The organism is Psychrobacter pacificensis, from assembly GCF_018336615.1.
In the GTDB taxonomy this organism is placed as follows: Bacteria; Pseudomonadota; Gammaproteobacteria; order Pseudomonadales; family Moraxellaceae; genus Psychrobacter; species Psychrobacter pacificensis.
Genome location: NZ_CP048752.1, coordinates 600,061 through 626,083 on the forward strand (window position 1 = coordinate 600,061; position 26,023 = coordinate 626,083).

Sequence of the window (26,023 nt, forward strand, 5' to 3'; positions counted from 1 at the left end):
TAAGAGCTAGTGTGCTGATTTGCTGTTGCAAAAAAACTGACGAATTATAGCACTTTCATCACGGAGATAAATGGATTGGATGTGGAAATCATTTTTGCAGTGATAAAGAGTTATTTCGTAATAACCCTGCAACTAGCTCCCGCAACCTTGCCCATTCAAAATAATCACCAGGATCCGTCTTACGCCCTGGCGCAATATCACTGTGCCCTGTCAAATGTCGCTGCGTTTTCGGGTACGCTTCATAAATAGCCGCGATTACCGCTGCGAGCTTCTCATATTGAGCGGAAGTGAAGGACACAAAATCTGACCCTTCAAGCTCAATGCCAATGCTATAATCATTACATTCAGGTCGGCCTAAGTAGCTAGAGCGTCCAGCGTGCCAAGCGCGTTCGTTAAAATTGACAAACTGAGTGATAGCCCCGTCACGCTCAATAAACAGGTGCGCTGACACTTCTGCACCTTTGATTGTCTGAAAATAAGGGTGCGCATCCCAATCTAATTGATTAGTGAATAATGCTTTTACATAATGCGTGCCGCTAGAGTCGCACGCACCAAACTCATTGGGTGGTAGGCTAATATTATGAATAATGATGGCATCAATACTTAGACCTTCTGGCCTGATATTATAGTTTGGTGAGGCCAGCCAAGTAGCGGCTGACAGCAAACCATCTGTGATTGTCATTGGCAATGTAGATAATGATGAATCGGGCATAAAGCTCTCTTTTTATAACAGTATTGGTGATGTTGTGATAGAAAGTTTATCAAAGTAGTTAGATGGTCGCAGCTTGCTTATATCATTTGAGTCTCTAGCAGAATAAACCTTCACAGCGCGAATAGCGTATAAATAATAACGTGTGAGAGCCCGCCTCATGTCTATAAAACCGATGTCTTCGTCTGGAACTTATACTCTAATAACCATTGGTCAGCGAGCGCGACTGCCATTGGCGATAGCGGCGCTATTGTTTTCTGCAAACACGCAGGCATTTTTACCGACGCCTTTATTGGTCACCGAAGGAGCGCTCTCATCTGAATTATCAGATAGTACGTCACCTAGTGACGCTGAAGATGCTGTTCGCATTGAGACATCTACTCTCAGTAATACTGGAAACAATACTCAAAATAATACTGCGTCTGGGTCAGATATGGCGACAGAACAATTACTGGCAACATGGCGTCGACAGGCAAAAACTGATAATCTAGCACAGCATACAACATGGCGACGCTTATTGTATTTTTACGATAATCAAAGCAGCATTTTATCTAAAAAGAAAACGGAGAGTCTGGTCGATGATCCACGCTTTTTTTTGAGTGATAACGGTCAGCAGGATTCAGCCGCAGAATTAGACGCGACACTAGTCGCACTGGCAAAAGAATTCACATCGCAGACAACTGGTAATAACCAAGCAAACATTCATATAAAAACTCAAGCCAATAATAATTCCGTTCTGTGCCGTTTCCCAGCACGAGTGGCATGGCTAAAAGAGACGCTGTCTATCGATGATGCGAGTCTATCGGCTGAGTGTCCAGAGCTGGATGACTGGATGTCGACATTGGCGCCTGAGCAGTTATCTATTGTGTTTGCTGAGGAGTATTTGGACAACCCACTCTCTGCCTTTGGTCATACGTTATTGCGCATTGATTCAAAATCGAGCGTAGCAGATCCCAATCAAATCAGTCAGGCGTATGCGCTCAATTATACGGTGGATGGTGATCCAAACGATAGCTTTCCAATCTATGCGACCAAATCCATGATTGGCAGTTATGACAGCGCCATCGAGATTGATCCTTATCCCCAAAAGCTCGCAAAGTATCTACAAGATGACGAGCGTGATACGTGGACGTATCAGTTGAATCTGACATCTAGTGAAGTACAGCAGGTTATGCGCCATGTTTGGGAGACCAAGTCGCTAAAAATGCCATATTACTTTACCACGGATAATTGTGCTTCTGAGATTCTGCGCCTGATTGACGTTATTCGTCCGCAGCAGAATTTATTGAAGCAACTGGCTTATGTGGTCGTGCCCTCTGATGTCATTCAGTTATTAAACAGTCAAAATCTTTTGGCAAATGCCACTTATACACCGGCCGACAATACGTTGCGTCAAGCTCAGCTTAATGACGTTAAGCAACAACGCGCGCAGTTGGGCTATTATAACAGCGCCAAACAAACCTTAAATGAGATAAAATCGGCACAGATCAATCCTGTATCAAGCCTATCAGATGATGGACAACGGTTACGCAAACGTCAAATCGAGGTATCGGATAATAATCCAATAGATAGGCATCCACTACAGTTGGGAGTGATAGCTATCGGTCAGCGCGGTGACAATGACTATATCGATATTGGGTTTAGAGCAGGGTTTCATGATACGCTTGACCACGCGTCAGGGTATTCACAGTTTTTTAATTTAGAAGGGGTAGCTGCGACCTTACGTCTATATGACACAGATGATGATAAGCCCAATCAACCAGACAGCGTGGTCTTGCAAAATGCGACTTTGATTCGTGGACGCTCTTTTAATCCTATCAATGCTGGCAAAAAAGGCAAAACGTGGGGTACAAGCATTGAGGCGACGCGAGTGAATGATGGCTCACAAGAGGGCGGGCGAGATCATCTGGTGGGTAGTGTGGGTTATGAGACGGGCTGGTCGTGGGCATTTGGTACGCCAAGCAGTGGTACGGGTCAGATGCCGCCGCAACTATGCTATACGTTTTTGGCCGGGACCGCGCAAGCAGGGCGCGCTATCAATAAAGGCTTTCGGGTAGGGGCAGGCGTTAATGCCGGCTGTCGTTATCAGATTAACAATCAGTTACGCGCGCAAGCTGAATTGCAATTGCCATATTGGTATCATGGCAGCAGCGATGAGTCCAACGTTCGTGGTCATTATTGGCAACCGATCTCAAGCCTCGGTTTACAATACGATATTGATAAAAAACAAGCACTACGTATCAATGCCAGCTACGACTGGCAAGAGCGCGTCGATGCGAATGAGGATATACAGCTGTCATACAGACGGTATTTTTAAGTAGAGTTATCTTTTAGCGCTGTAATCGTTGTATAAGTGGTATAAAAGGAAAGATGCTTTATGAGTACACCAAATATACTTATTATCGGGCAAGGTGATATCGGCTTGCCTGTTACCAATAAGCTGGCACAAGACGGCTTTTCGGTGACAGGGCTGGCTCGTAGTGAGCGTCATCATTATGCATTAGTGGATAGCGCCCATTTTTTGCAGGCTGATGCGCTGACTCTGACGAGCGAGCAGCTGCAATCATTTACCTATATTGCGATTATCGTCACCCCTGATGAGTATTCGACCAGCGGTTATCATGACAGTTACTTAGCGATCAGCCAGCATTTGGCAACGCTTTCTGCTAATCTGGCGAACCTGCAGCGCGTCGTGTTTATTTCTTCTACTGGTGTTTACGGTCAAGACAATGGCGAATGGATCGATGAGCATACTGAACCTATGACGCCTGAGCGTGACGCATCAAAGGTTATATTACAAGCCGAACAAGCACTGCAGCAAAGCTTTGGTGATAAAGCCATCATCATTCGACCTAGCGGCATTTATGGACGTGAGCGCCTTATGCGCGTGCGTAAAGCGCGCGAGCCACAAAAAGAGCCAGTAGCCGCCGAGCATTGGAGCAATCGTATTATGGATCGCGACTTGGTCACTATCATTGCCAATGTGTTGACGACAGCCGCACCAAAGCCACTCTATCTTGCGACAGACTACAGACCTGTGACCACTTTTGAGCTTGGTGTTTGGTTGAGTGAACAAATCGGCGAAGCCGCGCCTACTATCGATGAAAAAAAGACATCAGTGACAGGAAAGCGTTTACATAGCAACATTCCTTTAGCTTGGCTTGAGTACGCTGATTGGCAGACAGGCTATCGTGATATTTTAGACCATCAAGCGTAGTTTTTAGCGTTAAGATCATTGTTCGGTTTGAACGTTTTTGTTCGTTTTATATGTGATAGTTTATGGAGATTTCATGACTCAGCCGTTTACTTCTGATGACCATTTGTCTCATGCCAGTCTGGCAGCAGAAGGTAGCAAGCTCACAAAAGGCGATGCTGGGCAGTCTTTTATGCTAGCTGATTCACAGCAACCTGCGATCGTACATCCGAACTTTGATCCCAAACGATCCCCCCTTGATCCCGCCAGACCATTGAGTGATATTCCTGAGCCTGCTCGTCTCCTAGATGGTCAGCTGCGCCGGCTTTATGGTAATTCGACGCGGTTCTATCAGCCTAATGCAGATAGCTTATCAAAATGGTCGCTGATTGCGTCAGAAGCCTTGGCGGAGCATCTATCGTTACTCAAGGCGGCACAGCTTGTCGAATTGCCTGATAGCTTTTATCAAAATCACAGTGATCAGCCCTTATTATCGCCATTATCAAAGATGACATTATTAGATATGTCAGATATCCAGCAGGCGATTCGTACCTATCCAAAACTCAATCGTTATGGGTTTGGCTCTGCTGATAGCGACGAGATGGCTGAGCCAAATAACAATGACAAAGTTAACGAGTCTTTAGCCTCTCTGCGCGCATTGATCAAACGCTATAATCCTGATGAACTGCTGAGTAGCCTGTATGCCGATGATTGGCAAGTGATTTTGCAACCGCAGCAATTTGAGACAGGCGAGGGCAGTTTGGCGACAGATATTATGGCCTGTAGCGCTGCTGTCCATGCGCTAAAGCAATGTAGTACTCGTAAAAGTATCAATCATAGCTATAGTGCCGCGCAAATTTGCCAGCACGTACGTAGTTATTTGCTCAGTCAGATTGTCTGTGAGCCTACGCAGCGCCACGCATATCGTCAGATCCGGATATTTGCTGGTCACATCATTGTTGCTGCGTATCATTTAGGCTGGGAGATACAAGTGCGGGCAGATGGACAGAGTTATTTTAATATCTCGTCGCGTAGTGGTTTGTTGACTCGCTATGCCAATATGCAGGATTACGAGATCAACGGTTGGTCAAGCTGATCAATAATGCGTACAATAATGCAAATTTTTTCGCCCCTCTTTTTGCCCATAGGAATGTCATCATGTCTCACGTATCGCGCCTGCAAGACCCAACGTTTTCATCTCATCAATTTATTCAACTGGCTTTAGATAACCAAGTACTTAAATTCGGCGAATTTGTCCTCAAGTCTGGTCGTATCAGTCCATATTTTTTTAATGCAGGTCTGCTTGCAACGGGTGAGATGTTATCACTGCTAGCACGTGGTTATGCAGATGCCTTAGCTGAACAGATAATTGCGGCAAATAATGACGGTAATGAGCAAGAGCTAGTCATCTTTGGTGCGGCTTATAAAGGTATTCCTTTTGTCGCAGCGACCGCACAAGCGTTATGGCTACATCATGGCATCAATGCAAAATGGGGTTACAATCGTAAAGAAGCCAAAACCCACGGTGAAGGGGGCAATTTGGTCGGCGCTGATGTGCATGGCAAGGCCGTATGGGTGCTTGACGATGTCATCACAGCAGGTACAGCGATGCGTGAAGTGGTCGAGATTTTAGAGCAAGCAGGAGCAAGCGTTGCGGGTATTATCGTCGCGCTTGATCGCAAAGAAAAAGGCCAAGCTGAGCACTCTGCTATTCAAGAGCTTGCTGCCACATTAGCAGTGCCAGTACGGGCATTGGTTGATATTGACGATTTAATCAGTTATCTGGCAGATGACCATGGTGCACAAAACGGCCAACATAAAGACGCGACCCAGTTAGCCAAAATGCAACATTACCGTGAGCAGTACGGTGTATAGTTAGGCACTGAGCCTGTTTTATACTAATAATATAACGTAAGTGAGCCCTACCATGAGTCAAACAATGAGCCAACAAAACCAAGAAAAATCGCTAAAAATACTCGTCATTATGGATCCTATCGAGCGGGTCAATTATAAAAAAGACACCAGTCTCGCTATGATGTGGGCCGCTCAAGACCGTGGTCATCAGCTTGGTTACTGTCAGATTCATGACTTGTGGTTGGATCGTGGACAATTAATGGTCGATACTCAGCCGCTTACGGTGAAGCGTGATCCTGCAGATTTTTATACACTGGGTGATAAAACGACAGGCTCAGTTGCTGACTATGACGTGATTTTGATGCGCAAAGACCCACCGTTTGATATGCGCTTTATTTATGCCACTTATATGCTTGATCATGCCAAAGCAGCAGGCGTGCTCGTGGTCAACGATCCGCAAGCCATCCGTGATTGTAATGAGAAATTATTTGCGACGTGGTTTAGTGAGTATATGAGCCCAACGATTGTGACCAGCAAACAGGCTCACATTCGCAAGTTTATCGCTGAGCATCAAGATGTCATCGTTAAGCCGCTAGATGGTATGGGCGGTACGGGTATCTTCCGTCTGACTGCTGATAGTCCAAATATTGGCGTGACGATTGAGGTGCTGACTGAGCTTGAGACTTTACCAATCATGGCGCAGCGTTATTTGCCAGAGATTAAAGCAGGTGATAAACGCGTACTTATTGTAGATGGCGTTGTGGTCGACTATAGCTTGGCGCGTATCCCAAGCAAAGGCGAGACCCGTGGCAATCTTGCCGCAGGTGGTCGCGGTGTGGCGATGCCATTAACCGATATTGAGCGTCAAGTGGCAGAAGTTGTGGCGCCGATTGTCAAAGAAAAAGGTCTGATGTTCGTGGGTTTGGACTTGATCGGTGGGCGTATTACTGAGATTAATGTCACCAGCCCAACGTGCGTACGTGAGATTGATGATCAGTGCGGTACCGATATCGCGACCGACTTTATCATGGCAATCGAAAATAAATTTACGGTATAGTTTTAGACAGTCTAAGACAGATGTCCATTAAAGAAAGTACGTCTTAATACCTCGTTTATCATTGCCTTGTATGGTCGTATGTCAGTAGTAAATGACGCCAAGTCATGCCAGCTCATGGCTTGGTTTTTTTGTTATTTTTACTGCATAAAGTACTGTATATAAGACAATGATTTCCTCTATACTATGCGGGCTTTTACCGTGTCATTTTTTTAGTAAATGGCATCATAGTAGTAGGGCAAATCCTTCATATCAGTAAAATAAAGATAGGCAGATCTCCATGAAAACACCGCACATATTGATGATGGCAGCTGGGACGGGCGGACATGTTTTTCCCGCGCTTGCAGTGAGCGACGAGCTGACCGGTCGCGGTGCGGTTATTCATTGGCTTGGAACGCCAAATGGTATGGAAAATGGTTTGGTTGAACCGACGGGTTATCCTTTTCATGCCATCAATATGCAGGGGCTGCGCGGTAAGGGCGTGGGTCGTTTAGTTAAGCTGCCAGTAACGTTATTGTCAGCGACGATGGCTGCGGTGAAAGTGATTCGCAGCAATCAGATTGACGTGGTCGTTGGTTTTGGTGGCTATGTGAGTGCGCCTGGTGGACTTGCTGCACGTCTGACCAATACACCGCTGGTTATCCATGAACAAAATGCCATCGCTGGCATGAGCAATCGTTATCTGTCTAAACTGTCTACCAAAGTATTACAAGCATTCGAGAACACTTTTGCCAATAGTGAACAAGATGCCAAGCTTGAAACAGTTGGCAATCCTGTGCGTAATGCCATCACTGGTGTCGCAGAGCCAAAGGTGCGTTATGATATCAATGATAGCTCTCCGCTTAAACTACTGGTCGTGGGTGGCTCGCTTGGTGCTCAGGTATTGAATGAGACCGTGCCAAAAGCACTGGCTTTGCTAGACCAACCGTTTGAAGTCCTCCATCAATGCGGACGCAATAACGAAGCAGCCACTCAGGCGGCTTATAGTGAGCAAGATTTAAGCAAGCATCAGTTCACAGTGCAACCCTTTATCGATGATATGGCGGCCGCCTACAACTGGGCAGATATTATCGTTTGCCGCGCTGGTGCATTGACAGTGACTGAAATCCAAAATGTCGGTATTGCTGCTATTTTTGTACCGCTACCACATGCGGTTGATGATCATCAAACCGCCAATGCGCGCACATTGACCTCGCATGCTGCTGCGGTTTTATTGCCACAGTCAGAGCTAACGGCCAAACGTTTAAGCGATGAGCTTAGCGTACTCAATCGAGAGAAATGCCTTGAAATGGCCAAAAAAGGTCATGCGCTTGCCAATCGCAGTGCGAGTAAACAAGTGGCTGATATTATTTGGCAAGCCTTATAGTTTCGGCTTTTGCCACTCGTTATTTTTTACTGATCATATTTTACTGTCCTTTAATTTTTATTATCCCTTAATAAAGAGAAAATTTTATGTCTACCTCTGCCAAAGCCCTTCCTAAGCGTTTGATTGAAATACCAGAAATGCGCCGTATTCAGCATTTGCATTTTATTGGTATTGGTGGCTCAGGCATGTGCGGCATCGCTGAGGTAATGAACAATCAAGGTTATCAAGTCAGTGGTTCTGACATTGCAGAAAGCCTGGTGACGAAGCGTCTACAGCAGATTGGTATCAAAATATCGATTGGTCATGATTCCAAAAATATTGCCAACGCTGACGTGATCGTCGTGTCATCAGCGATTGATCGTAGCAATCCTGAGGTAAAAGCCGCACTTGAAGCTCGCCTGCCAGTCGTACGCCGCGCCGATATGCTTGGCGAGTTGATGCGCTATCGTCATGGTATTGCCGTTGCTGGTGCGCATGGTAAAACGACGACGACCAGTTTGCTCACCACCATGATGGCAGAAGGACAGCTAGATCCTACCTATGTGATTGGTGGTAAGCTAAATGCCTCAGGTAAAAATGCAGCACTAGGCAACAGCCGTTTCTTGGTAGCAGAAGCGGATGAGTCCGATGCGTCTTTTTTATCACTGCGCCCAATGGCAGCAATTGTGACCAATATCGATCAAGATCACATGGAAACCTATGAGAACAGCTTCGATAAGTTAAAAGCTGCTTATATTCAGTTTTTGCAAAACATGCCGTTTTACGGGTTGGCCGTGGTATGCGGTGATGATCCTGAACTGTATGCGATGATTGATGACATTGGTCGCCCAGTATTGACCTTTGGCCTTGAGCCTTTTAATGACGTACAAGCTGTCGATCTGGTGGCAGAAGGTACCAAGACGCACTTTACCGTATTGCGCCGTGACCGTGAACCGCTGCGTCTGACATTAAACATACCTGGCACGCATAATGTCTACAATGCACTGGCAGCCATCACCATGGCCACGGATGAAGGTGTCGATGATGCCGCGATTGAGCGTGCCCTACAGAAGTTTGCAGGGGTAGGCCGCCGATTTGAGCAGCATGCTTCTGTCGATATCGATGATGGCAATGTCTTATTGATTGATGATTATGGTCATCATCCAAAAGAAGTAGACGCTACGATCAAAGCGGCTCGCCAAAGCTTCCCTGATCGCCGTTTGGTCATGCTATTCCAGCCGCATCGTTATAGCCGTACCCGTGATTGTTATGACGATTTTGTCGACGTACTATCAGGTGTTGATGAGCTGCTACTATTGGATGTATATTCAGCAGGGGAGAGCCCGATTGCAGGGGCTGATACCAAATCGTTGGCACGCAGTATCCGTCTGCGCGGTGAAGTTGAACCGACGATTATTGACAAAGACAATCTTGCGCCAGTTATGCAGCGTTTATTAAAAGCCAATGACATGCTTATCACGCAAGGCGCGGGTAATGTAGGGCAGGTTGCTGTTGATTTGGCAGCCAATAACCTTTACATCAAGTAAGCTACCACCAAGCTCAAATTTAGGAACCATCTTCATGACAACGAATAGTAAAGATAATCCAGAGCAAAAAAGCCAAGCAATTACCAATCCAGAGCCAACGTTAGTCGCGGCTGCCCAAGCAGAAAAAAATAAGAGTGAGGCGAGCGGTGAGTCAAATAATATAGACAACGAGACGTCTATCAGTGCACCAACTAGTCATGTCACAGACGCGAGTCAGTTCGGCAGGGTCGCTGTGGTCTATGGTGGTAGTAGTAATGAGCGCAGCGTGTCTTTGGATAGCGGTGCGGCTGTATTGCAGGCACTGCAAAACAAAGGTGTCGACGCCACTCATTTTGATCCTAAGCATCAAGACATCACAGAATTACGTGATTACGATCGCGTGTTTAATGTCTTGCACGGTCGTGGCGGCGAAGACGGTCTATTGCAAGGTGTATTACAGTGGTTTGATATACCGCAAACGGGATCTGGCATTTTGGCATCAGCATTAGGTATGGACAAAGTGCGTACCAAACAACTTTGGCAAGGTTGCGGCTTATCCACAGCACCGTTTTCATTATTGACGGCAGACACTGACTGGCAGCAAGTGGTCAATATGCTAGGACTGCCGCTTATCATCAAGCCCGTTCACGAAGGTTCAAGTATCGGTATGACCAAGGTCAATCATCTCGATGAGTTACCTGCTGCCTATGCCACAGCAGTACAGTGTGGTGATGCCGTGATGGCTGAGCGCTGGATCACAGGACGTGAGTTTACGATTGTGATTATCGATGACGAAGCTTATCCTGTCATTCGACTTGAGCCTGCTGATATCACCAATTTCTATGACTTTGAGGCCAAGTATAATCGTAACGATACCAGCTACTATATTCCTTGCGGATTGAGCGCTGCTGATGAGAAGCATCTGCAAGAGTTAAGTCTGGCGGCATTCCGTGCTGTAGATGCAAAAGGTTGGGGACGTATTGATGCCATGCAGGATGAAGCAGGGAATTTTTGGTTGCTTGAGATCAATACCGTGCCCGGTATGACCAGTCATAGTTTGGTACCAATGGCAGCCAAAGCTAGAGGCATGGATTTTGACACATTGTGCTGGCACATATTATCGCAGACAGTCTAATTTTTTGATGTGGCGCTCATCATATTTATCACGATTTTTTAGCAATGAGTCTGATGACAACCATATTGAGTAAATGAGCTATGTTAAAGCATGGGCAATGATAAATTATATAGAGGTTTATCATTGCTCAGCTTTATTACTTTTGTAGCATGGCGATTTTAGTCAAAAAAGCCGTCAATGTATCACTAGAGCTGCTATAACATAGCTTCATGTAAACTTGTGTAAATTCAAGGCTACTAGCGAGCGTTACGCTATTGTTTGCCTATAAAATACGTTAATATTGTAAGAATAGCTTTGTTTTAGTAATATTTACGTTTTTTGTAGGGATAACCTATAAGTTATTCATAACCTAAGAAAAATGTTACGTTTAAATAAGAATAATCGCTGACTATCAGTCTTTTTATTGACAGTCTTTGATAATATATTGCTTTAATAAGCTTCTGCAAAAACTTGCAGATTTACATCAATAATTAGCATGATCAGTTTTATGCAAATATAGGGACAAAGGTCGTTATGGCTCAAACTGTCAACGAGGTAACTGACTTGATGAGTGATAAAGCCGGTCGCCCAGCATCCAAACTCCAATTACCAACCTCGGCCCGATATCTTTTTATGATATTGGTATTAGGATTATTGGTACTAATATTGATAATGGGTGGTAAAGCGTTACGTGATGCACCGCCTGCTGAGATTCATATCAGCAATCAAGGGCTCTCTACCGCTCAATACAACTCATTGCAGACAGTGATGGATCAGCAAAAGGTCAGCAGTTTTTTTACTTCTGATTTGCAAGCATTAAGAGATATTACGACAAGCCTTGCATGGGTTGATCAAGTGAGTATCTCTCGAGACTGGCAACGCGGCATTGTAGTTACTGCACTACCTAAGCAAGCAGTCGCTAATTTTGGAACAGAGCGCTTGGTTGATGCCAAAGGATCTGTGTTCGTTCCTGCTGATAGTAGCGACTTGACGCAAGAGCGCTTTGCTACTCTGCAAGGTGAAATGGCTCAAGCGCCAGTCATTATGCAGCAAATGCAGCAAGTCAATGATTGGTATGCGCCACTTGATATGCAGGTTGAAGACATTATTTTGTCACCAAGAATGACTTGGCTCATTCGTTTTGATAATGGCTTGCGCGTCATCGTCGATAATGAGAACACCGCACAAAAATTACTGAATCTAAGCCAGTTACTTGGTAATCAGTTAAGCGGACGCCGAGATGAGATGCAATCTGTAGACTTACGCTACAAGAATGGTTTTACGATTGCCTGGGATATGTCAGCGCCGCCAGTTGATGAGCCCAAATAATTGAAGTAATACTGATGAGTGGTTACTTGAGTCGAAACTGTTTGCCCAAAATGAATAATATATGTACAACATCATAGCGTATTAACAGCGCTTTTTTTAATGATTCAATAGGATGGCATTATTTGCGCTCCTATTTAGTAATAATTTGTCTGCTACCATGAAATATAACGAAAATTTGGTTGTTGTCCATCTAAGTGCCACGGCAGTGTATGTCGTAATTGGCAATGTTGTCTCTGCAAAAGACATTCGTATCTTAGGCGTAGGGCAAGTTAAAAATAGCGATTTTTATCAAGGCCAAATTAAGCATCGTGAACGCCTACAAGGTGCTATCAAGCAAGCCATCCAAGAAGCAGAGGATACTGCCAATTGCCGCGTGCATAGCGTGTGGTTGACGCTCGCAACACCTGAGCTATCTAGTAAAAACAGTGCTGGAGAGGTGAGGGTTGAGGAGGAGTTCGTACGTGCCAAAGATATGGTACAGGCCTTGTCTAATGCCAAGTCGCGCGATCTGCCATCCGATTACTATCTCATGCATTGCTGCCAGCAAGGTATCTATGTTGATGATCAAGACTTCATGGTCGACGATGTAATTGAGATGATGGCACATAATATCACTGTGATGTATCACATGATGATGATGCCTGTCGCTAGCCGCCAAAATATTCAAAAACTACTACAAAGCTGCGATGTCGGTATTGACCATATCGTATTTGATGCAGTGACCAGTGCTGAATATAGTCTGATGCCTGAAGAGCGTCAGCAAGGGGTTTGCTTGGTAGATATCGGTGCCAGTACAACCAGTATCTGTGTCTACAAAGAAAACAAATTGATTTTTACGCATTGTATTGCTACTGGCAGCCATGAAGTGACAATGGATATTTCAGCTGATTTTGGTATATCGATGATTGAAGCTGAGAAACTGAAAAAGTCTCATGGTACGGCTGATGCCAATAGTGTTGACCCAAGCTCATTCTTTTTGTTTAAACCGCAAGGATCGAGCGATGAAATCAACATCGGTATCTATAATTTGGCACGTATCATTGAAGCGCGTTATGTGCAGATATTCACTGAAGTCGCTCGTCAACTGCATGAAGCAGGTTTAATAGGCTATATTGACAAAGGTATCGTGCTGACAGGCGGCGGTAGTACGATTAAAGGAATGATACCGTTTGCTAAACGGCTGCTCAAAATGCCAGTGGTATTGACCAATACGCATCCTGCTATTAGTGCTTACAATCATTTTGATAACGATGAGTCATTTAAACAGCTTAATAGTCAGGTCAATGACCGGGCTTACCAAACAGCTTTTGGCACACTATTATATAGTCAAAGTGAGCAGTTTCGCCGCAGTGAAAAAAGCGAACCTGATACGATTCAAAAAAATCGAGTCACAGGGGTCTTTCAAAGCGCAGGCAAACGTTTTGCTGATGTGTTGAAAAAAATACTATAGACATACTTACCAAACATTTAGAGCATAAGCGCTTTTGTAGGATGCTCTTAAATAAAGTAAGTAAAAATTGAAGTCATATTGAAAGTAATGCGCTAAGCAGTAACAGTAATACCTTAAGCGATGATGACCTATTATGGTCCGCGCTGAACTATTTGATCCATAGCCCTGTTTTATTTAAATACATTTATATATAGTATGTCGATAGCGCGCCATATGAGTGCGTTACTACGTATCGACCTACACGCTATCTGCAACTGGAGAATCTTTTTTATGTCAAAATACACCATGCCAGATGATAACCAGCTTCAAAATAACGGCCAAGCGAGCTTCACTGTATTCGGTGTTGGCGGCGGCGGCGGTAATGCGGTTGAACATATGGTACAACAAGGGATTAGAGGTGTAACGTTCGTCTGTGCTAATACAGATAAGCAAGCGCTAGATCGTCTGACTGCACCGCACAAACTACAACTTGGTGCAAAAACGAACCGTGGTCTAGGTGCAGGTGCAAATCCAGAAGTTGGTCGTGAAGCAGCAGAAAGCGAAGAAGAAGCTATCCGTGCATTGCTTGAACACTCAGATATGGTATTTATCACTGCTGGTATGGGTGGTGGTACAGGTACAGGCGCAGCACCCGTGGTTGCACGTATTGCCAAAGAAATGGAGGTATTGACGGTTGCGGTTGTGACCACACCATTTAAATTTGAAGGTGGCAAACGTATTAAAGCTGCGAAAGCAGGTATCGAGCAGTTGACCAATTTCGTGGACTCGATTATCACGATTCCAAACGACAAGCTTATGAGCGTATACGGCAACATCTCTATGCAAGACGCTTTCAAAAAAGCGGACGATGTTTTGCTACATGCGGTTCAAGGTATTGCAGAGACTATCGCTAGCGAAGGTATGATCAATATTGACTTTAACGATATTCGCACCGCGATGACAGCCAAAGGTCACGCTATGATGGGAATTGGCCGCGCCAGCGGTGATGATCGTGCTCGTCAAGCCACAGAAAAAGCCATCAGATCGCCACTACTTGATGATTTACGCTTAGAAAACGCCAAAGGCCTGTTGGTCAACGTTATATCCTCTGAGTCGTTATCACTCGATGAGATGAGCAAAATCAGTGAAATCGTCGAAGAAATCACAGACATCGACGATGCTCATATTTTCTACGGCTCTGTAATCGATGAAAAAATGGGTGATGACTTGCATGTAACGGTTATTGCAACAGGTCTGACCTTAGATGAAAACGCAGGGCAAGAGCCAGAAGTGGTTGAGCAACCTGTTCCTTCTGTCAATAGTACACAACCCGTTGATCCTAATGTACATACCAGTGCATTAAATAGTCAGAAGAAATCACAAGCTCAACTGCATCAAGATAACGTTAATACTGCACGTCCAAGCGCGCCTCAAGAGCAGACAAAAACTAAAACCAATAGCATCCAAGACTATCTGAAGCGTCAACAGAACAAATAGTTTTTTAGTATTAAATTAAAAAAAAGCCAGCGCTCAAACGCTGGCTTTTTTGTGTCTACAAAAGACTGGCCTATAAAAGGAGAGTAACAAAATCAGGAGTATCGCAAAATGTTTCTAATCGAAAAAATATATCCAGAATCTAGTGTTTCGAAGCGTTCAATAGGGCATAAAACTGTGAAAATATATGATGAGATAATGACGATAAGTGTTATCAATCAAAGAGATAAGGAAATTAACTCTTTTTATTTGTAGCGGATATGGGGAAGGTAGTGGTACACTATGTCAATTGTAACAAAATATGTGAGAAGACAGCCATGAACCAAAGAACCATAAAGACAGCGATAGCCGTTACAGGTACTGGTCTCCATAGTGGTCAGCCTGTTGACTTGGAGTTTCATCCACAGCCGGTTGATACTGGTATTGTTTTCGAGCGCTCTGATATTGTAGGCAGCGAGCCTATTCCAGCAAGTGCTTTTTTGGTGCAAGACACCATGATGTCATCAAACTTAGTATTTGGTGGTACGCGTGTAGGTACGGTTGAGCATTTGCTAAGTGCGATCGCTGGGCTTGGGGTAGATAATCTATTGATTCGTGTTTCTGCTTCAGAAATACCGATTATGGATGGTAGTGCCGCTCCTTTTGTTGCTTTGCTACTTGATGCAGGATTCTGTGAACAAGATGCTTTAAAGAAATTCATTAAGATTGTACGACCAGTACGCGTCAAAGTAGATGATAAATGGGCAGAGCTACGCCCTTACGATGGATTTGAATTGAATTTTGAGATTGACTTTGATCACCCTGCCATCGACAAAAATTTTCAACATGCTCAACTGCAATTCTCGACCCAAAACTTTATTGAGCAGCTAAGCGAAGCACGTACTTTTGGCTTTTTGCGTGACATAGAACAATTGCGTCAGAATAATCTGGCCTTGGGCGGCAGTATGGAAAATGCCATCGTCATCGATGATGCCAATATTCTTAACGAAGAAGGCCTACGCTTTAATGATGAATTTGTTCGCCATAAAATTTTAGATGCGCTCGGGGATTTATATCTGATTGGTTATCCTATCGTCGGTCGTTTCAATGCCTACAAATCTGGTCACGCATTAAATAATTTGTTAGTGCGTGAAATACTCTCTGATAAAAATAACTTTGAAATTGTAACTTTTGATGACAATGTAACATGCCCGATCGAATATTCACCACTAAATGGTTTAGCAGTTGAAGGATAAATACAGGAATATACACGAAGTATCGAAACATTTACGCAATATTACATAGCAACGCTATAATTACATTTATATAATATGCAATATTTTAAATATATAGTCTATAGCATTTTGTGAATTTTATTCTAAGGCAGAGTGCGTAAAAGCTGTAGGTGATTTCCAAATCATCTATTGATGCTATTCATAAATTGAATAGCATCAATAGATGATTTTTTTTGTTTAAGACATTACAAAAAAGCAGCGTTACCAATCTCACTTTATGGTTTTATTTACATAACTTTACATTGTAATATCTGTATTTTTAATGATTTGCTAGGCGTAGGAGGGCTTTTTTTAGATTTTCATCAGTGGTGACATGCTCTGCAGCCTGTGATATAGTCCGTTTTGTGTTTTGGCTAAGAGCCTGATTTTCATTGGCTTTACTAGGTTTGGGCAAGGTTGCTAATAACGCTGATGATTGTCTAGATGAATAATTATCAGCAAATGTTTTAGCTACTACAACGCGAATTTGCTTGAGTTGTTTAAATGTAATTGACTGCTCTGTTAATACTTGCAAATACGCATTCTGTAAATAGCGAATATGATTAGCAGCTGTCATCGAACCCACACTGAGTATTAACTGCTCAGAGGTTAAACCTACGACCCAACAAGTATTGAGGATTTCCTCAGGTAGACAGTCTACCAGCAGCTCTTTTACCTCATTGGTCGCTTCTATATATAGCCGCATGTTATTAGCAAGAGGTTGAGGTAGCGCGCTACCAGCAAAGGCTTGATGATCTATAAGCTGGGCAAGCCGATTAGGCTGTTTTTTTGACATCGTGATGACTCATCTATTAGGTGACAAACTCGATATGTAGAATAGACATGCTAAAAGCGATATATAGCAAAATTTTATGAGGTAGTTGACTAAACGGGTGGTGATACTGGTGTTAGTCACTATAAAAGAACGAGCTGTTGTGATAAGGATTTTATCATGTTTTTTAATGATTATATCCTCTAAATTAATTGATGTTTCGTCACGGATGACGAGCAGACTTGTATTAACAATAGGTAGTAAATTTATGAAACAAGCTTTATTAATTTTGTCAGTATTGGGAATGGGTATCGCACAGACGAGTGGTGCTGCCGAAACAACCTTTCAACCAAATAATACCTTGAATCATACCATCACAAATATCTCTACTTCTGCGAACTATGGTTCTAGTCGCAACATCTACAGCACTAACAGTGGTGCTCATGTATATAGCAACGATGAGATCAGTCAAGCCATTGACAATTTAAGCGCTCATGCTAAGCAAAAAGAATATCAGCTTGCCTCACTCACTAGCCGTTTGTCATATGAGCAGCGTCAACAGCAAGCAAGTCGTGTTCCTGATCGCAATTCTGCTCCTGCTATCGCAGCAGCAAATGCCTCACGAGTTGCACTATCTAGAAGTTCTGGCTACTGTGCTCGCTATGTACGTAAAGCGCTACAGTCAGCAGGTTACAAATTTACGCCTAATCCTTCAGCTTATCAATATGCCTCTCGTGGCACACTAGCCCAAGCAGGCTTTACCAAAATTAGTAACGATATGGAACCTCAAGTTGGTGACGTCGTTGTCTATAACCGCACCTCAAGCCGTCCACATGGTCATATCCAGATTTTTGATGGCAATGACTGGGTATCTGATTTCCGTCAAAACAGCATCAGCCCATATAGCGGTACTTACAGCTATACCACATGGCGTGATTCGCAGTATGTTGATGATGCATCAGACCGTGGTATCTACCTTGCGATGGCTGACAAATAAGTATCAGTTAAACGAATTAAAAGTTTTCTCCAAACTCAGTAATGCTCTTTATGACATTGCTGGGTTTTTTTTGTGCTTTAAATAGGGCGTGTTGAACATTCGACCATGGCACTGACAGCGACTATTTTTTAGGCGATTCGATGTTAAAAATAATAAGTTTAGTCATTCTAAGCGCTTATTTTTAACGATGAAGCGGCAAAAAAGAGTCCTGTCCCCTGCTTTTATCGTTGGGGCTGATGCTAAAATTGCCCCATACTGCGTTACAAATCTCGCTAAGGCATCTGCATTATCGTCACTTTGTGCCTTGTCTGGAACCATTTTAGCGATCAGCAGTGCCTATTTGCGAATGTTCAATACGCCCTAATGATATCTAATAATAACTGTATCTAAGTGAGTGCAGATCATAAAAGTAAATCAAAGTGCAAATTTTGGCCAATAGTGGCGATTATGGAAATCAGGCGGGGAGGCGTGCTGAGAGGCAAAATATAAAGCGGTCTTACCGAGCTGTAAAATAACACAAGGATGTATCTGCTCAATAATCGTATTTGCAATGGCGTATTTTTGATTAGGAAGTTCGACCAGAGGAACGTTAAAGCCTCGCTCGAAGCGATGAATGGAATACGCTGCTGGTGATTTGTCAAACAACGATTTCTGTATTATGTCCTGTGTATTTATATTATCCGTCCACTCAATAGAGGCACGTGTGTGTCCATCAGTCTCGTATAAAGGTGCTGGTGGCAATGTGGCAGGTTGACGATAGCTTTTAAAATTATAGAGTGCATAGCGGCCATCAGGGTTGGCATTAATCTCAATGTAAGGTTCAGCGTCTTGAATCTCAGTAGCAGCCTCATCACTTAGAGTGTCACCCGTGATAAAGCATTCAAGGCAAGTCTCTTCCCACAGATAATCAGCAAATCCTACTCGGGTTTGCTGCCAAGTTGGCCAAACCAATTGATTGGCTAATATTTGACTGGGTAAAGTAATTTGATAGGTTAACTGTAATTGTAATACTGGCTGTCGAACGATCTTAGCGTTCACCTTGACACAAATACGCTGTAATGCTTCTACCGTCACGTCCAGTTGCTGTGCGTCTTTTTCTAGCGTCTCGGCGGCTATAACAAGATTAAAAAATTGGTTCATTATTTATCAAACTCTATAATACTTTTAAAAATTAATGGTAAAAGATTAAACGGAATAACTAGGGTGCACCCCGAATTCAAACGTTTATCACCATTTTTAAATAGGGATATGCCCTAGGCTGATACGACACACTAAGCAGATCCAAAACCAGCAGACAAGACAAAAGCCGCGAGCAAGATGCATCGCGGCTTTTATAGTTACCGTCATTATTTAAGCTGATGCGGCCTACTGTTATTCAAGCAAAGCTTGTCATGACATATTACTGCGCGTGACGTGCTAGGTTAGACAGTTTAGGGTTGGCATTTGGGTTTTGGCGTAGCAATAATGCCATACGTCCAATGGAATGGACCAAAGACGCATTAGCTGCTTTAGCAAGTTCAGCGCCAACGATGTCGCGCTCTTCTTTGGTGCCAGCAGGCAGTTTTACTTTGATAAGCTCATGATCTGTTAGCGCGCGATCAATCTCTTCGGTAATGGTTGGGGTAATACCCTTGTTGCCGATCATAACGATAGGCTTTAGCTCGTGACCGATGCCTTTTAGACGTTTGATGGTAGCGTTATCGAGTTGCATAGAATTCCTAGGTGTTGGTAAAAATAAAAATGGTACTGTCAAAAACAGTTATGGAGCATTATAGATAATCTGTGACCATCTTGCATGAGATCAGCAGGATTTTGCACGATTTTACGTGACGAAAATGTTAAACTGAATGTTTGGTACATTATAAACGCTACTGCCTTATAAAACAGTCATTTAACCAATAGAATTTGGTCAGTTTGCGACCAACCATGAATAAAAAATCTGATTAACACCGTATTTAGAATAATCCGCAACGGATTAGTATCAGTTTGTAAGTGATAGCGCAATTAAAGCAGCTAGATTGAGTAAAGCAATAGGAGCAGGTATTTTGGCCACGCGTATCGAAAACAAAAAACTATCAAAGAGCAGCAGTGCTTGGATGAAAGAGCATATTGACGATCATTATGTACAAAAGGCTCAAAAAGATGGCTACCGTGCCCGTGCCGCTTATAAATTATTAGAGATTAACGAAAAAACCAACCTGATTAAAAAAGGCATGACGGTGGTAGATTTGGGTAGTGCGCCTGGCAGTTGGTCTCAAGTAGCGGGACAGTTGGTTGGTGACGACGGTATCTTGATTGCCTCTGATATTTTGCCCATGGATGCTTTGCCTAATGTTACCTTTATTCAGGGTGATTTTCGTGAAGCTGAAGTGTTTGACGCCATTATGGCAGAAGTAGGCGATAGGCAAGTCGACGTGGTATTGTCTGATATGGCACCCAATACGGCGGGGAATAGCGCTATCGATCAGCCGCGTATGATGTACTTATGCGAGCTGGCAGTGGACTTTGCTTTATCAACCTTACCAAAAGGTGGCGCACTTATTATGAAAGTGTTTCAGGGCGAAGGCACACAAGAATTACGCAAGCAGATGCAGCAGGATTTTAGTAAGATTCGTAGTATAAAACCAGGTGCGTCACGTCCGCGCTCAAAAGAGATGTTTTGGGTGGCGATTAAATAGTTTTAACATCAATGAGTTGCTGCTATTGTAAGCGAGTTAATCAGTCACCATAAACTATCATTATGGTCGTATAAAAAGCGCTACATTCATTAACTGAATAATCGTGAAACCTGCTTGAATTATGCAGGTTAGCGCCATATATCATGGTATATTACCTTTGTTTTTAGCATACGTTTTAGACAAAGTCGTCTGATAATAAGCGTTTTACAAGCTCAATGATCGTATATCTATGTTTATCTCATACTGATTATTTATAAAAGCAATTTTTATGCTACCTGTAAATCATATAAATTTAATTTAGCAGCTTTTTATTATCGGGATACTCGTTAAAAATGAGCAATACGTTTATAGACGTCACGTGTTTAGTAAACACACCAATAAGTAAGGGATGGGAATAACTAGTGAGCGACATGGTAAAAAATACCTTATTGTGGCTGGTGGTAATCGGCGTTTTAGTGCTGGTGTTTAGCGGCTTTGATCAATCATCTGAGCCAGATAACCTTAACTACTCTGAGTTTGTGACCGCTGTGTCAGAAAACCAAGTAGCCAGTGTCGAAATTGACGGCGAACAGATCACCGGCGAAAAGAAAAATGGCTCATCTTTTGAGACCATTAGACCGGCTGTGTCAGATGACCAGTTGATGCCAATGCTACGTGAGAACCAAGTCGAAGTCCAAGGGACCGCACCAAAGCGCCAAAGCGTATTGATGCAACTACTGATAGCCAGTTTCCCAATTTTACTGATTATTGGTCTGTTTTTATTCTTTATGCGTAATATGCAGGGCGGTGCAGGCGGTAAAGGCGGCGGCCCAATGAGCTTTGGTAAGTCAAAAGCCAAAATGCTGACGGAAGACCAAATCAAGGTGAACTTCGAAGACGTGGCTGGTTGTGAAGAAGCCAAAGAAGAAGTCGTTGAAGTGGTTGACTTTTTACGTGATCCGGATAAATTTACCAAACTTGGTGCAACGATTCCTCGTGGTATCTTGATGGTAGGTCCACCGGGTACGGGTAAGACATTGTTAGCAAGAGCCATTGCTGGTGAAGCTAAAGTACCGTTCTTCTCAATTTCAGGTTCTGATTTTGTTGAGATGTTTGTTGGTGTTGGTGCATCACGTGTACGCGACATGTTTGAGCAAGCGAAAAAGAGCGCCCCTTGTATTATCTTTATTGATGAGATTGATGCAGTCGGTCGTCATCGTGGCTCTGGCATGGGCGGCGGTAACGACGAGCGTGAGCAGACATTGAACCAATTATTGGTTGAGATGGATGGTTTTGAAGGCAATGAAGGTGTTATCGTTATTGCTGCAACCAACCGTGCTGACGTGCTTGATAAAGCATTATTGCGTCCAGGTCGTTTTGACCGTCAGGTTCAAGTGGGCTTGCCAGATATCAAAGGCCGTGAGCAAATCTTAAAAGTACACTTAAGAAAGTTGCCGAACACCATCAGTGTCGATGCAGGTTCTCTTGCTCGTGGTACGCCAGGGTTCAGTGGTGCACAGCTTGCTAACCTTGTAAACGAAGCAGCCTTGTTTGCCGCGCGTCGTAACAAAAACAGCGTCGACATGAATGATTTTGAAGATGCAAAAGACAAGCTATACATGGGTCCTGAGCGCAAATCTATGGTGATACGCGAAGAAGAGCGCCGTGCGACCGCGTATCACGAAGCGGGTCATGCGCTAGTAGCTGAACTACTGCCAGGTACAGATCCGGTGCATAAGGTCACTATCATGCCTCGTGGTTTTGCGCTTGGTGTTACTTGGCAGCTGCCTGAGCACGATCAAACCAGCATGTATAAATCTAAGATGTTAAGCGACATTGCGATTTTGTTCGGTGGTCGTATTGCTGAAGAAGTCTTTATTAATCAGATGTCAACAGGTGCTTCAAATGATTTTGAACGTGCAACCAAAATGGCACGCGCCATGGTAACCAAGTACGGTATGTCTGATGCACTAGGTATCATGGTGTATGAAGATGATGACAGCTCGCAAGGATACTTTGGCGGTGGTGGTCGTACGATTTCAGAAGCCACGCAGCAAAAGGTTGATGAAGAAGTGCGCCGTATGCTAGAAGAGCAGTACGATATCGCTCGCGAATTGATTGAAGCCAATCAAGATAAAATGCATGCAATGGTTGAAGCGCTCATGAATTGGGAAACCATCGACCGTGACCAACTGCAAGATATTCTAGCAGGTGAAGAACCGCGTCCACCAAGAGTCTATCAACATAACGAAGTCAATTTGTCAAAAAATGACATTAAGACGACTACTTCTACACCGCCACCATTACCAGCGATGTAAGGCAGTTCTGATTGAAGTTTAATAAAAGGCCCTTTATCATAAAGGGCCTTTTTATTGTCATCATTCTTTTAAGGGCTTAGGACGTCATAAGATTTACTGGTATCATAAGCACAGATAACGAACTCTCGAGCTATTTTATACAACTTATTTATGATGGATCGGTCATGTCATTATTTCAGCCTTTACCCAACTATAAAATATCGAGCCGTAATAAAACCTTGAATTTGTCTGAGCCGCATATCATGGGTATCTTGAATGTAACGCCAGATTCATTCTCGGATGGTGGGCGGTTTAATGCGGTAGAGAATGCCGTTGCTCATTGTCAGCAGATGATGGATAACGGTGCTACTATTATTGATATTGGCGGTGAATCTACTCGCCCCAATGCAGATGCTGTATCGACTACTGAAGAGCTACAACGGGTTGTGCCAGTGGTACAAGCTATACGCCAGCATTGTGGAGATGATATTTGGTTATCTATTGATACCAGCAACCCAGAGGTCACGCAGGCAGCGTTTGATGCTGGTGCTGATATTTGGAACGATGTCAGGGCGTTAAAACGTACTGGCGCTGCAGAACTGGCCGCTAGCCTTGATATTCCTGTCATGCTGATGCATATGCGCGGTGAGCCAACGACGATGAACAGTCTGGCACAGTATGATAATGTGATTGATGAAGTGAGCACAGAACTGACCACACGTATCAAAGAGGTAACGCGCCTTGGGGTTAAGCAGGAAAATATTATTATTGATCCAGGTTTTGGTTTTGCCAAAAACTATGAGCATCATTGTGCTTTATTAAGTCAGTTAGACAGCTTACAGGTATTGGGTTTGCCAATGATGTTTGGTATTTCACGTAAGCGCTTTTTAGCAGAGGTATTGACCAATAGTGGTGTCAAAACAGTACAGACCACTCAAGCGATAGAACGAGACGCAGTAGGGACTGCTGCTGGGATATTTGCGCTACAACAAGGTGCCAGCATCATTCGCACGCATAATGTAGACATGATGCAGCAAGCAGTGGCACTATGGAGTCAATTATCAGCGTACCATCATGAGCATTGTATTATTAATACAAATACTCGATAAAGCTACACCGTGATAAATACAATATCTACAATCTAATTTTCCACTATGATTGAATACCACATCAAAAACTATTGAAATGAAAGAGAGTATCTTTATGACCAGTATCACTCAGCCAGAACCGACCAATGAGCAGCGCCGTATTATTTATCAAGCTCGTCGCGGCTTGAAAGAGTTAGATTTTTATATCGATCCTTATGTCAAAGAGCTGTATCTGACAGCAGATTCTGCTGAGCAAGAGACCTTTGCCCAAATGCTCACCCATGAGGACCCGGATCTATTGGATTATTTTACCAATCAAAATCGTCCAGCAGAGGATGATATATGGGCACTCGTTAATAAAATAAAAACATGGCGACACACCAAAGACTTGGTTTAGAGGCTCTGTATTTGATAGGCACAATACTGATGATTTCTCATGGCGCGCCCATATGACCCTAGCAACGGCGCTGCGCATTGATACAGCTATTCATTCTACCAGTCGGCTACGCTGGCTGCTCTATGTGGGTTTAACTGCGATCATGATTGTCTTAGCGTGGCTTGCGGCTTTGGCATGGTGGCAATATTTGCTGGTTTTGACTGTCTCGCTAGCCATTGTTGGCTATTTATTTCTGACACGTTTGACACTACGACATCTGAGTCAGCCACCACTTGATCAACGTATGGATAAACAGTGGCAGTTGTTGATTCAGACAAGTCGAGGCGATGAGCTGTGGCAAGCACAGCTACTCTCTACACATTACTATCAATGGGCGATAAATCTTGAGTTCAACATAGTAGAGCCTTATCAGCGCCCTCTATCTATCACCATATTTTGTGATCAAGTAAGCCCAGAGGAATGGCGAACGCTTAGTGTTTTAGCCAATATTAATAAGGATTAAACAGGGTAAAATATACTGATTGATCTTCACGTTTCTATTTAGTCTTACTCATCTGTTATAGGCTTACGAATGCCTACATGTCATAACAAAATACCTATCTTGGTCTCCAAAGAGTTTTGTTATATTAAAAGTCAATAACAAAGCACATAAACCGACTGTCTCATTTCTCAAATTTATACAAGCGAAAAGCAAGTATTTATAGGATTAAGCAGTAGGTTCTTATGATAAATAATATGACAAAAAGAGGAAGAGATCATGAGTTTATTAGGGAATTTAGTGAGCCAAGTGGCCCGTAGTGCGATGAATCCAGAGGATGCTCAACGCTATCCAGTGAATCAACGTATCAATCCACGTCGTACAGGTGGCTTGGGCGATATACTAGGCAGCGTATTGGGCAGCGGTAATCAAGCAGGTGGCTACAATCCGCAGCAATACGATCGTAATCCAGATAATGGTTTTGGTTTAGATGATATCATTGGTGGTCTGGCTGGTGGTAATCAGCGTGGTAGCGTCAGCTCAGGCGCTGGTGGACTGGGAGATATTTTAGGCAGTGTACTAGGGGGTCAGCGTAACAGTAGTGGCTTTGGTGGTAAGGGGATGCTTATCGCTGTCCTTATGCCAATGGTGCTGAGCTGGATCAAGCGTAATGGCGGTATCGGCGGTGCACTATCGAAAATTACTGGTATGGGCCATGCTGAACAAGTACGTTCTTGGATGAGCACGAATGAGGCCAACGAGAACTTGGACCCAAATGAGATAAATCAGCTGTTTGATGAGCGTGAGATTCAACAAGTAGCAGCGCGTACGGGTGCAAACGAAACAGAAGTACGTCAAGGTTTGGCTGAATTACTACCTGAGGTAATGAACCAGCTAACGCCCAATGGTAATTTAGATAATGAAGTAGAAGCCAACGAAGAGATTGATCAAATTATCAGCCAGCTATCTAATCGTCTCGGTACTTTAAAGTGACAGACTGAGTTAAAAAAGCTTAGGGTCATAAATTTAGAGTGCGT

At 43.6% G+C, this 26,023-nt stretch carries 23 protein-coding genes; 19 read left to right on the top strand and 4 right to left on the bottom strand.

What is annotated here, in order from left to right; translation table 11 throughout:
- Nucleotides 1-88: 88 nt before the first annotated feature.
- Nucleotides 89-712, bottom strand: a complete 624-nt coding sequence (gene ampD, locus GYK50_RS02615) for a 1,6-anhydro-N-acetylmuramyl-L-alanine amidase AmpD (protein ID WP_093069401.1) — start codon at nucleotides 710-712, stop codon at nucleotides 89-91.
- 157 nt (nucleotides 713-869) lie between these two features.
- Here ampD and GYK50_RS02620 point away from each other — a divergent pair, with 157 nt between their 5' ends.
- The 12 genes from GYK50_RS02620 (at nucleotide 870) to lpxC (ending at nucleotide 16,282) form a co-directional block, all read left to right on the top strand.
- Nucleotides 870-3,026, top strand: a complete 2,157-nt coding sequence (locus GYK50_RS02620) for an Lnb N-terminal periplasmic domain-containing protein (protein WP_212564210.1) — start codon at nucleotides 870-872, stop codon at nucleotides 3,024-3,026.
- 60 nt (nucleotides 3,027-3,086) lie between these two features.
- Nucleotides 3,087-3,926, top strand: a complete 840-nt coding sequence (locus GYK50_RS02625; protein WP_071003040.1) for an SDR family oxidoreductase — start codon at nucleotides 3,087-3,089, stop codon at nucleotides 3,924-3,926.
- A 73-nt stretch (nucleotides 3,927-3,999) separates the two neighbouring features.
- The gene (locus GYK50_RS02630; protein ID WP_071003041.1) at nucleotides 4,000-4,998 is read left to right on the top strand and encodes a hypothetical protein; all 999 of its coding nucleotides are present in this window, start codon (nucleotides 4,000-4,002) and stop codon (nucleotides 4,996-4,998) included.
- 62 nt (nucleotides 4,999-5,060) lie between these two features.
- On the top strand, nucleotides 5,061-5,777 hold the full coding sequence (gene pyrE, locus GYK50_RS02635) for an orotate phosphoribosyltransferase (RefSeq protein WP_212564211.1): 717 nt from the start codon (nucleotides 5,061-5,063) through the stop codon (nucleotides 5,775-5,777).
- A 64-nt stretch (nucleotides 5,778-5,841) separates the two neighbouring features.
- Nucleotides 5,842-6,813, top strand: coding sequence for a glutathione synthase (gene gshB / locus GYK50_RS02640; protein ID WP_071003766.1), 972 nt, complete (start codon nucleotides 5,842-5,844; stop codon nucleotides 6,811-6,813).
- Between the two features lie 277 nt (nucleotides 6,814-7,090).
- Complete coding sequence (murG, locus tag GYK50_RS02645; protein WP_093069410.1) at nucleotides 7,091-8,176, top strand: undecaprenyldiphospho-muramoylpentapeptide beta-N-acetylglucosaminyltransferase; 1,086 nt, start codon at nucleotides 7,091-7,093, stop codon at nucleotides 8,174-8,176.
- Between the two features lie 86 nt (nucleotides 8,177-8,262).
- Nucleotides 8,263-9,702, top strand: coding sequence for a UDP-N-acetylmuramate--L-alanine ligase (gene murC / locus GYK50_RS02650; RefSeq protein WP_212564212.1), 1,440 nt, complete (start codon nucleotides 8,263-8,265; stop codon nucleotides 9,700-9,702).
- Nucleotides 9,703-9,736: 34 nt separating this feature from the next.
- Nucleotides 9,737-10,816, top strand: coding sequence for a D-alanine--D-alanine ligase (locus GYK50_RS02655; protein WP_286708399.1), 1,080 nt, complete (start codon nucleotides 9,737-9,739; stop codon nucleotides 10,814-10,816).
- Nucleotides 10,817-11,329: 513 nt separating this feature from the next.
- Nucleotides 11,330-12,124: a cell division protein FtsQ/DivIB gene (locus GYK50_RS02660; protein ID WP_071003045.1), complete on the top strand. Its 795-nt coding sequence runs from the start codon at nucleotides 11,330-11,332 to the stop codon at nucleotides 12,122-12,124.
- Between the two features lie 112 nt (nucleotides 12,125-12,236).
- Nucleotides 12,237-13,574 (top strand): cell division protein FtsA, encoded by a 1,338-nt coding sequence (ftsA, locus tag GYK50_RS02665; RefSeq protein WP_286708398.1) that lies wholly within the window; start codon nucleotides 12,237-12,239, stop codon nucleotides 13,572-13,574.
- Nucleotides 13,575-13,844: 270 nt separating this feature from the next.
- On the top strand, nucleotides 13,845-15,050 hold the full coding sequence (gene ftsZ / locus GYK50_RS02670; protein WP_186475482.1) for a cell division protein FtsZ: 1,206 nt from the start codon (nucleotides 13,845-13,847) through the stop codon (nucleotides 15,048-15,050).
- Between the two features lie 314 nt (nucleotides 15,051-15,364).
- The gene (gene lpxC / locus GYK50_RS02675) at nucleotides 15,365-16,282 is read left to right on the top strand and encodes a UDP-3-O-acyl-N-acetylglucosamine deacetylase (protein WP_186473716.1); all 918 of its coding nucleotides are present in this window, start codon (nucleotides 15,365-15,367) and stop codon (nucleotides 16,280-16,282) included.
- 298 nt (nucleotides 16,283-16,580) lie between these two features.
- Here the strand turns inward: lpxC and GYK50_RS02680 are convergent, their stop codons facing one another.
- Nucleotides 16,581-17,096: a hypothetical protein gene (locus GYK50_RS02680; RefSeq protein WP_186473717.1), complete on the bottom strand. Its 516-nt coding sequence runs from the start codon at nucleotides 17,094-17,096 to the stop codon at nucleotides 16,581-16,583.
- 244 nt (nucleotides 17,097-17,340) lie between these two features.
- On the opposite strand from GYK50_RS02680, the gene GYK50_RS02685 reads away from it, so the two are divergent.
- Nucleotides 17,341-18,069, top strand: coding sequence for a CHAP domain-containing protein (locus GYK50_RS02685; RefSeq protein ID WP_186473718.1), 729 nt, complete (start codon nucleotides 17,341-17,343; stop codon nucleotides 18,067-18,069).
- A 414-nt stretch (nucleotides 18,070-18,483) separates the two neighbouring features.
- Here the strand turns inward: GYK50_RS02685 and GYK50_RS02690 are convergent, their stop codons facing one another.
- Nucleotides 18,484-19,209, bottom strand: coding sequence for a DOMON domain-containing protein (locus GYK50_RS02690; RefSeq protein ID WP_186473719.1), 726 nt, complete (start codon nucleotides 19,207-19,209; stop codon nucleotides 18,484-18,486).
- A 259-nt stretch (nucleotides 19,210-19,468) separates the two neighbouring features.
- Nucleotides 19,469-19,780 (bottom strand): YhbY family RNA-binding protein, encoded by a 312-nt coding sequence (locus tag GYK50_RS02695; protein ID WP_058024582.1) that lies wholly within the window; start codon nucleotides 19,778-19,780, stop codon nucleotides 19,469-19,471.
- Nucleotides 19,781-20,114: 334 nt separating this feature from the next.
- On the opposite strand from GYK50_RS02695, the gene GYK50_RS02700 reads away from it, so the two are divergent.
- The 6 genes from GYK50_RS02700 to GYK50_RS02725 all read left to right on the top strand — a co-directional run bounded on the left by GYK50_RS02700 (nucleotide 20,115) and on the right by GYK50_RS02725 (nucleotide 25,979).
- The gene (locus GYK50_RS02700) at nucleotides 20,115-20,747 is read left to right on the top strand and encodes an RlmE family RNA methyltransferase (RefSeq protein WP_071003051.1); all 633 of its coding nucleotides are present in this window, start codon (nucleotides 20,115-20,117) and stop codon (nucleotides 20,745-20,747) included.
- A gap of 401 nt (nucleotides 20,748-21,148) precedes the next feature.
- Entirely contained in the window at nucleotides 21,149-23,044 is a 1,896-nt protein-coding gene (gene ftsH, locus GYK50_RS02705; protein WP_212564213.1) for an ATP-dependent zinc metalloprotease FtsH, read from the top strand.
- Nucleotides 23,045-23,208: 164 nt separating this feature from the next.
- On the top strand, nucleotides 23,209-24,132 hold the full coding sequence (folP, locus tag GYK50_RS02710; RefSeq protein WP_212564214.1) for a dihydropteroate synthase: 924 nt from the start codon (nucleotides 23,209-23,211) through the stop codon (nucleotides 24,130-24,132).
- Nucleotides 24,133-24,226: 94 nt separating this feature from the next.
- Nucleotides 24,227-24,508 (top strand): FAD assembly factor SdhE, encoded by a 282-nt coding sequence (locus GYK50_RS02715; RefSeq protein ID WP_058024586.1) that lies wholly within the window; start codon nucleotides 24,227-24,229, stop codon nucleotides 24,506-24,508.
- Nucleotides 24,509-24,560: 52 nt separating this feature from the next.
- On the top strand, nucleotides 24,561-25,010 hold the full coding sequence (locus GYK50_RS02720; protein ID WP_212564215.1) for a hypothetical protein: 450 nt from the start codon (nucleotides 24,561-24,563) through the stop codon (nucleotides 25,008-25,010).
- Nucleotides 25,011-25,265: 255 nt separating this feature from the next.
- Nucleotides 25,266-25,979: a YidB family protein gene (locus tag GYK50_RS02725; protein WP_212564216.1), complete on the top strand. Its 714-nt coding sequence runs from the start codon at nucleotides 25,266-25,268 to the stop codon at nucleotides 25,977-25,979.
- Nucleotides 25,980-26,023: the final 44 nt, after the last annotated feature.

Excerpts from the sequence above, each read along its gene's own strand:
- GYK50_RS02720 (WP_212564215.1), top strand. The coding sequence starts at position 24,561 with ATGACCCTAGCAACGGCGCTGCGCATTGATACAGCTATTCATTCTACC.
- GYK50_RS02685 (WP_186473718.1), top strand. The coding sequence starts at position 17,341 with ATGAAACAAGCTTTATTAATTTTGTCAGTATTGGGAATGGGTATCGCA.
- gshB (WP_071003766.1), top strand. The coding sequence starts at position 5,842 with ATGAGCCAACAAAACCAAGAAAAATCGCTAAAAATACTCGTCATTATG.
- GYK50_RS02660 (WP_071003045.1), top strand. The coding sequence starts at position 11,330 with ATGGCTCAAACTGTCAACGAGGTAACTGACTTGATGAGTGATAAAGCC.
- folP (WP_212564214.1), top strand. The coding sequence starts at position 23,209 with ATGTCATTATTTCAGCCTTTACCCAACTATAAAATATCGAGCCGTAAT.
- GYK50_RS02695 (WP_058024582.1), bottom strand. The coding sequence starts at position 19,780 with ATGCAACTCGATAACGCTACCATCAAACGTCTAAAAGGCATCGGTCAC.
- ftsA (WP_286708398.1), top strand. The coding sequence starts at position 12,237 with ATGGCATTATTTGCGCTCCTATTTAGTAATAATTTGTCTGCTACCATG.
- GYK50_RS02690 (WP_186473719.1), bottom strand. The coding sequence starts at position 19,209 with ATGAACCAATTTTTTAATCTTGTTATAGCCGCCGAGACGCTAGAAAAA.
- pyrE (WP_212564211.1), top strand. The coding sequence starts at position 5,061 with ATGTCTCACGTATCGCGCCTGCAAGACCCAACGTTTTCATCTCATCAA.
- GYK50_RS02655 (WP_286708399.1), top strand. The coding sequence starts at position 9,737 with ATGACAACGAATAGTAAAGATAATCCAGAGCAAAAAAGCCAAGCAATT.
- lpxC (WP_186473716.1), top strand. The coding sequence starts at position 15,365 with ATGAACCAAAGAACCATAAAGACAGCGATAGCCGTTACAGGTACTGGT.
- GYK50_RS02625 (WP_071003040.1), top strand. The coding sequence starts at position 3,087 with ATGAGTACACCAAATATACTTATTATCGGGCAAGGTGATATCGGCTTG.
- GYK50_RS02725 (WP_212564216.1), top strand. The coding sequence starts at position 25,266 with ATGAGTTTATTAGGGAATTTAGTGAGCCAAGTGGCCCGTAGTGCGATG.
- GYK50_RS02680 (WP_186473717.1), bottom strand. The coding sequence starts at position 17,096 with ATGTCAAAAAAACAGCCTAATCGGCTTGCCCAGCTTATAGATCATCAA.
- ampD (WP_093069401.1), bottom strand. The coding sequence starts at position 712 with ATGCCCGATTCATCATTATCTACATTGCCAATGACAATCACAGATGGT.
- murG (WP_093069410.1), top strand. The coding sequence starts at position 7,091 with ATGAAAACACCGCACATATTGATGATGGCAGCTGGGACGGGCGGACAT.
- murC (WP_212564212.1), top strand. The coding sequence starts at position 8,263 with ATGTCTACCTCTGCCAAAGCCCTTCCTAAGCGTTTGATTGAAATACCA.
- GYK50_RS02620 (WP_212564210.1), top strand. The coding sequence starts at position 870 with ATGTCTATAAAACCGATGTCTTCGTCTGGAACTTATACTCTAATAACC.
- GYK50_RS02630 (WP_071003041.1), top strand. The coding sequence starts at position 4,000 with ATGACTCAGCCGTTTACTTCTGATGACCATTTGTCTCATGCCAGTCTG.
- GYK50_RS02715 (WP_058024586.1), top strand. The coding sequence starts at position 24,227 with ATGACCAGTATCACTCAGCCAGAACCGACCAATGAGCAGCGCCGTATT.
- ftsZ (WP_186475482.1), top strand. The coding sequence starts at position 13,845 with ATGTCAAAATACACCATGCCAGATGATAACCAGCTTCAAAATAACGGC.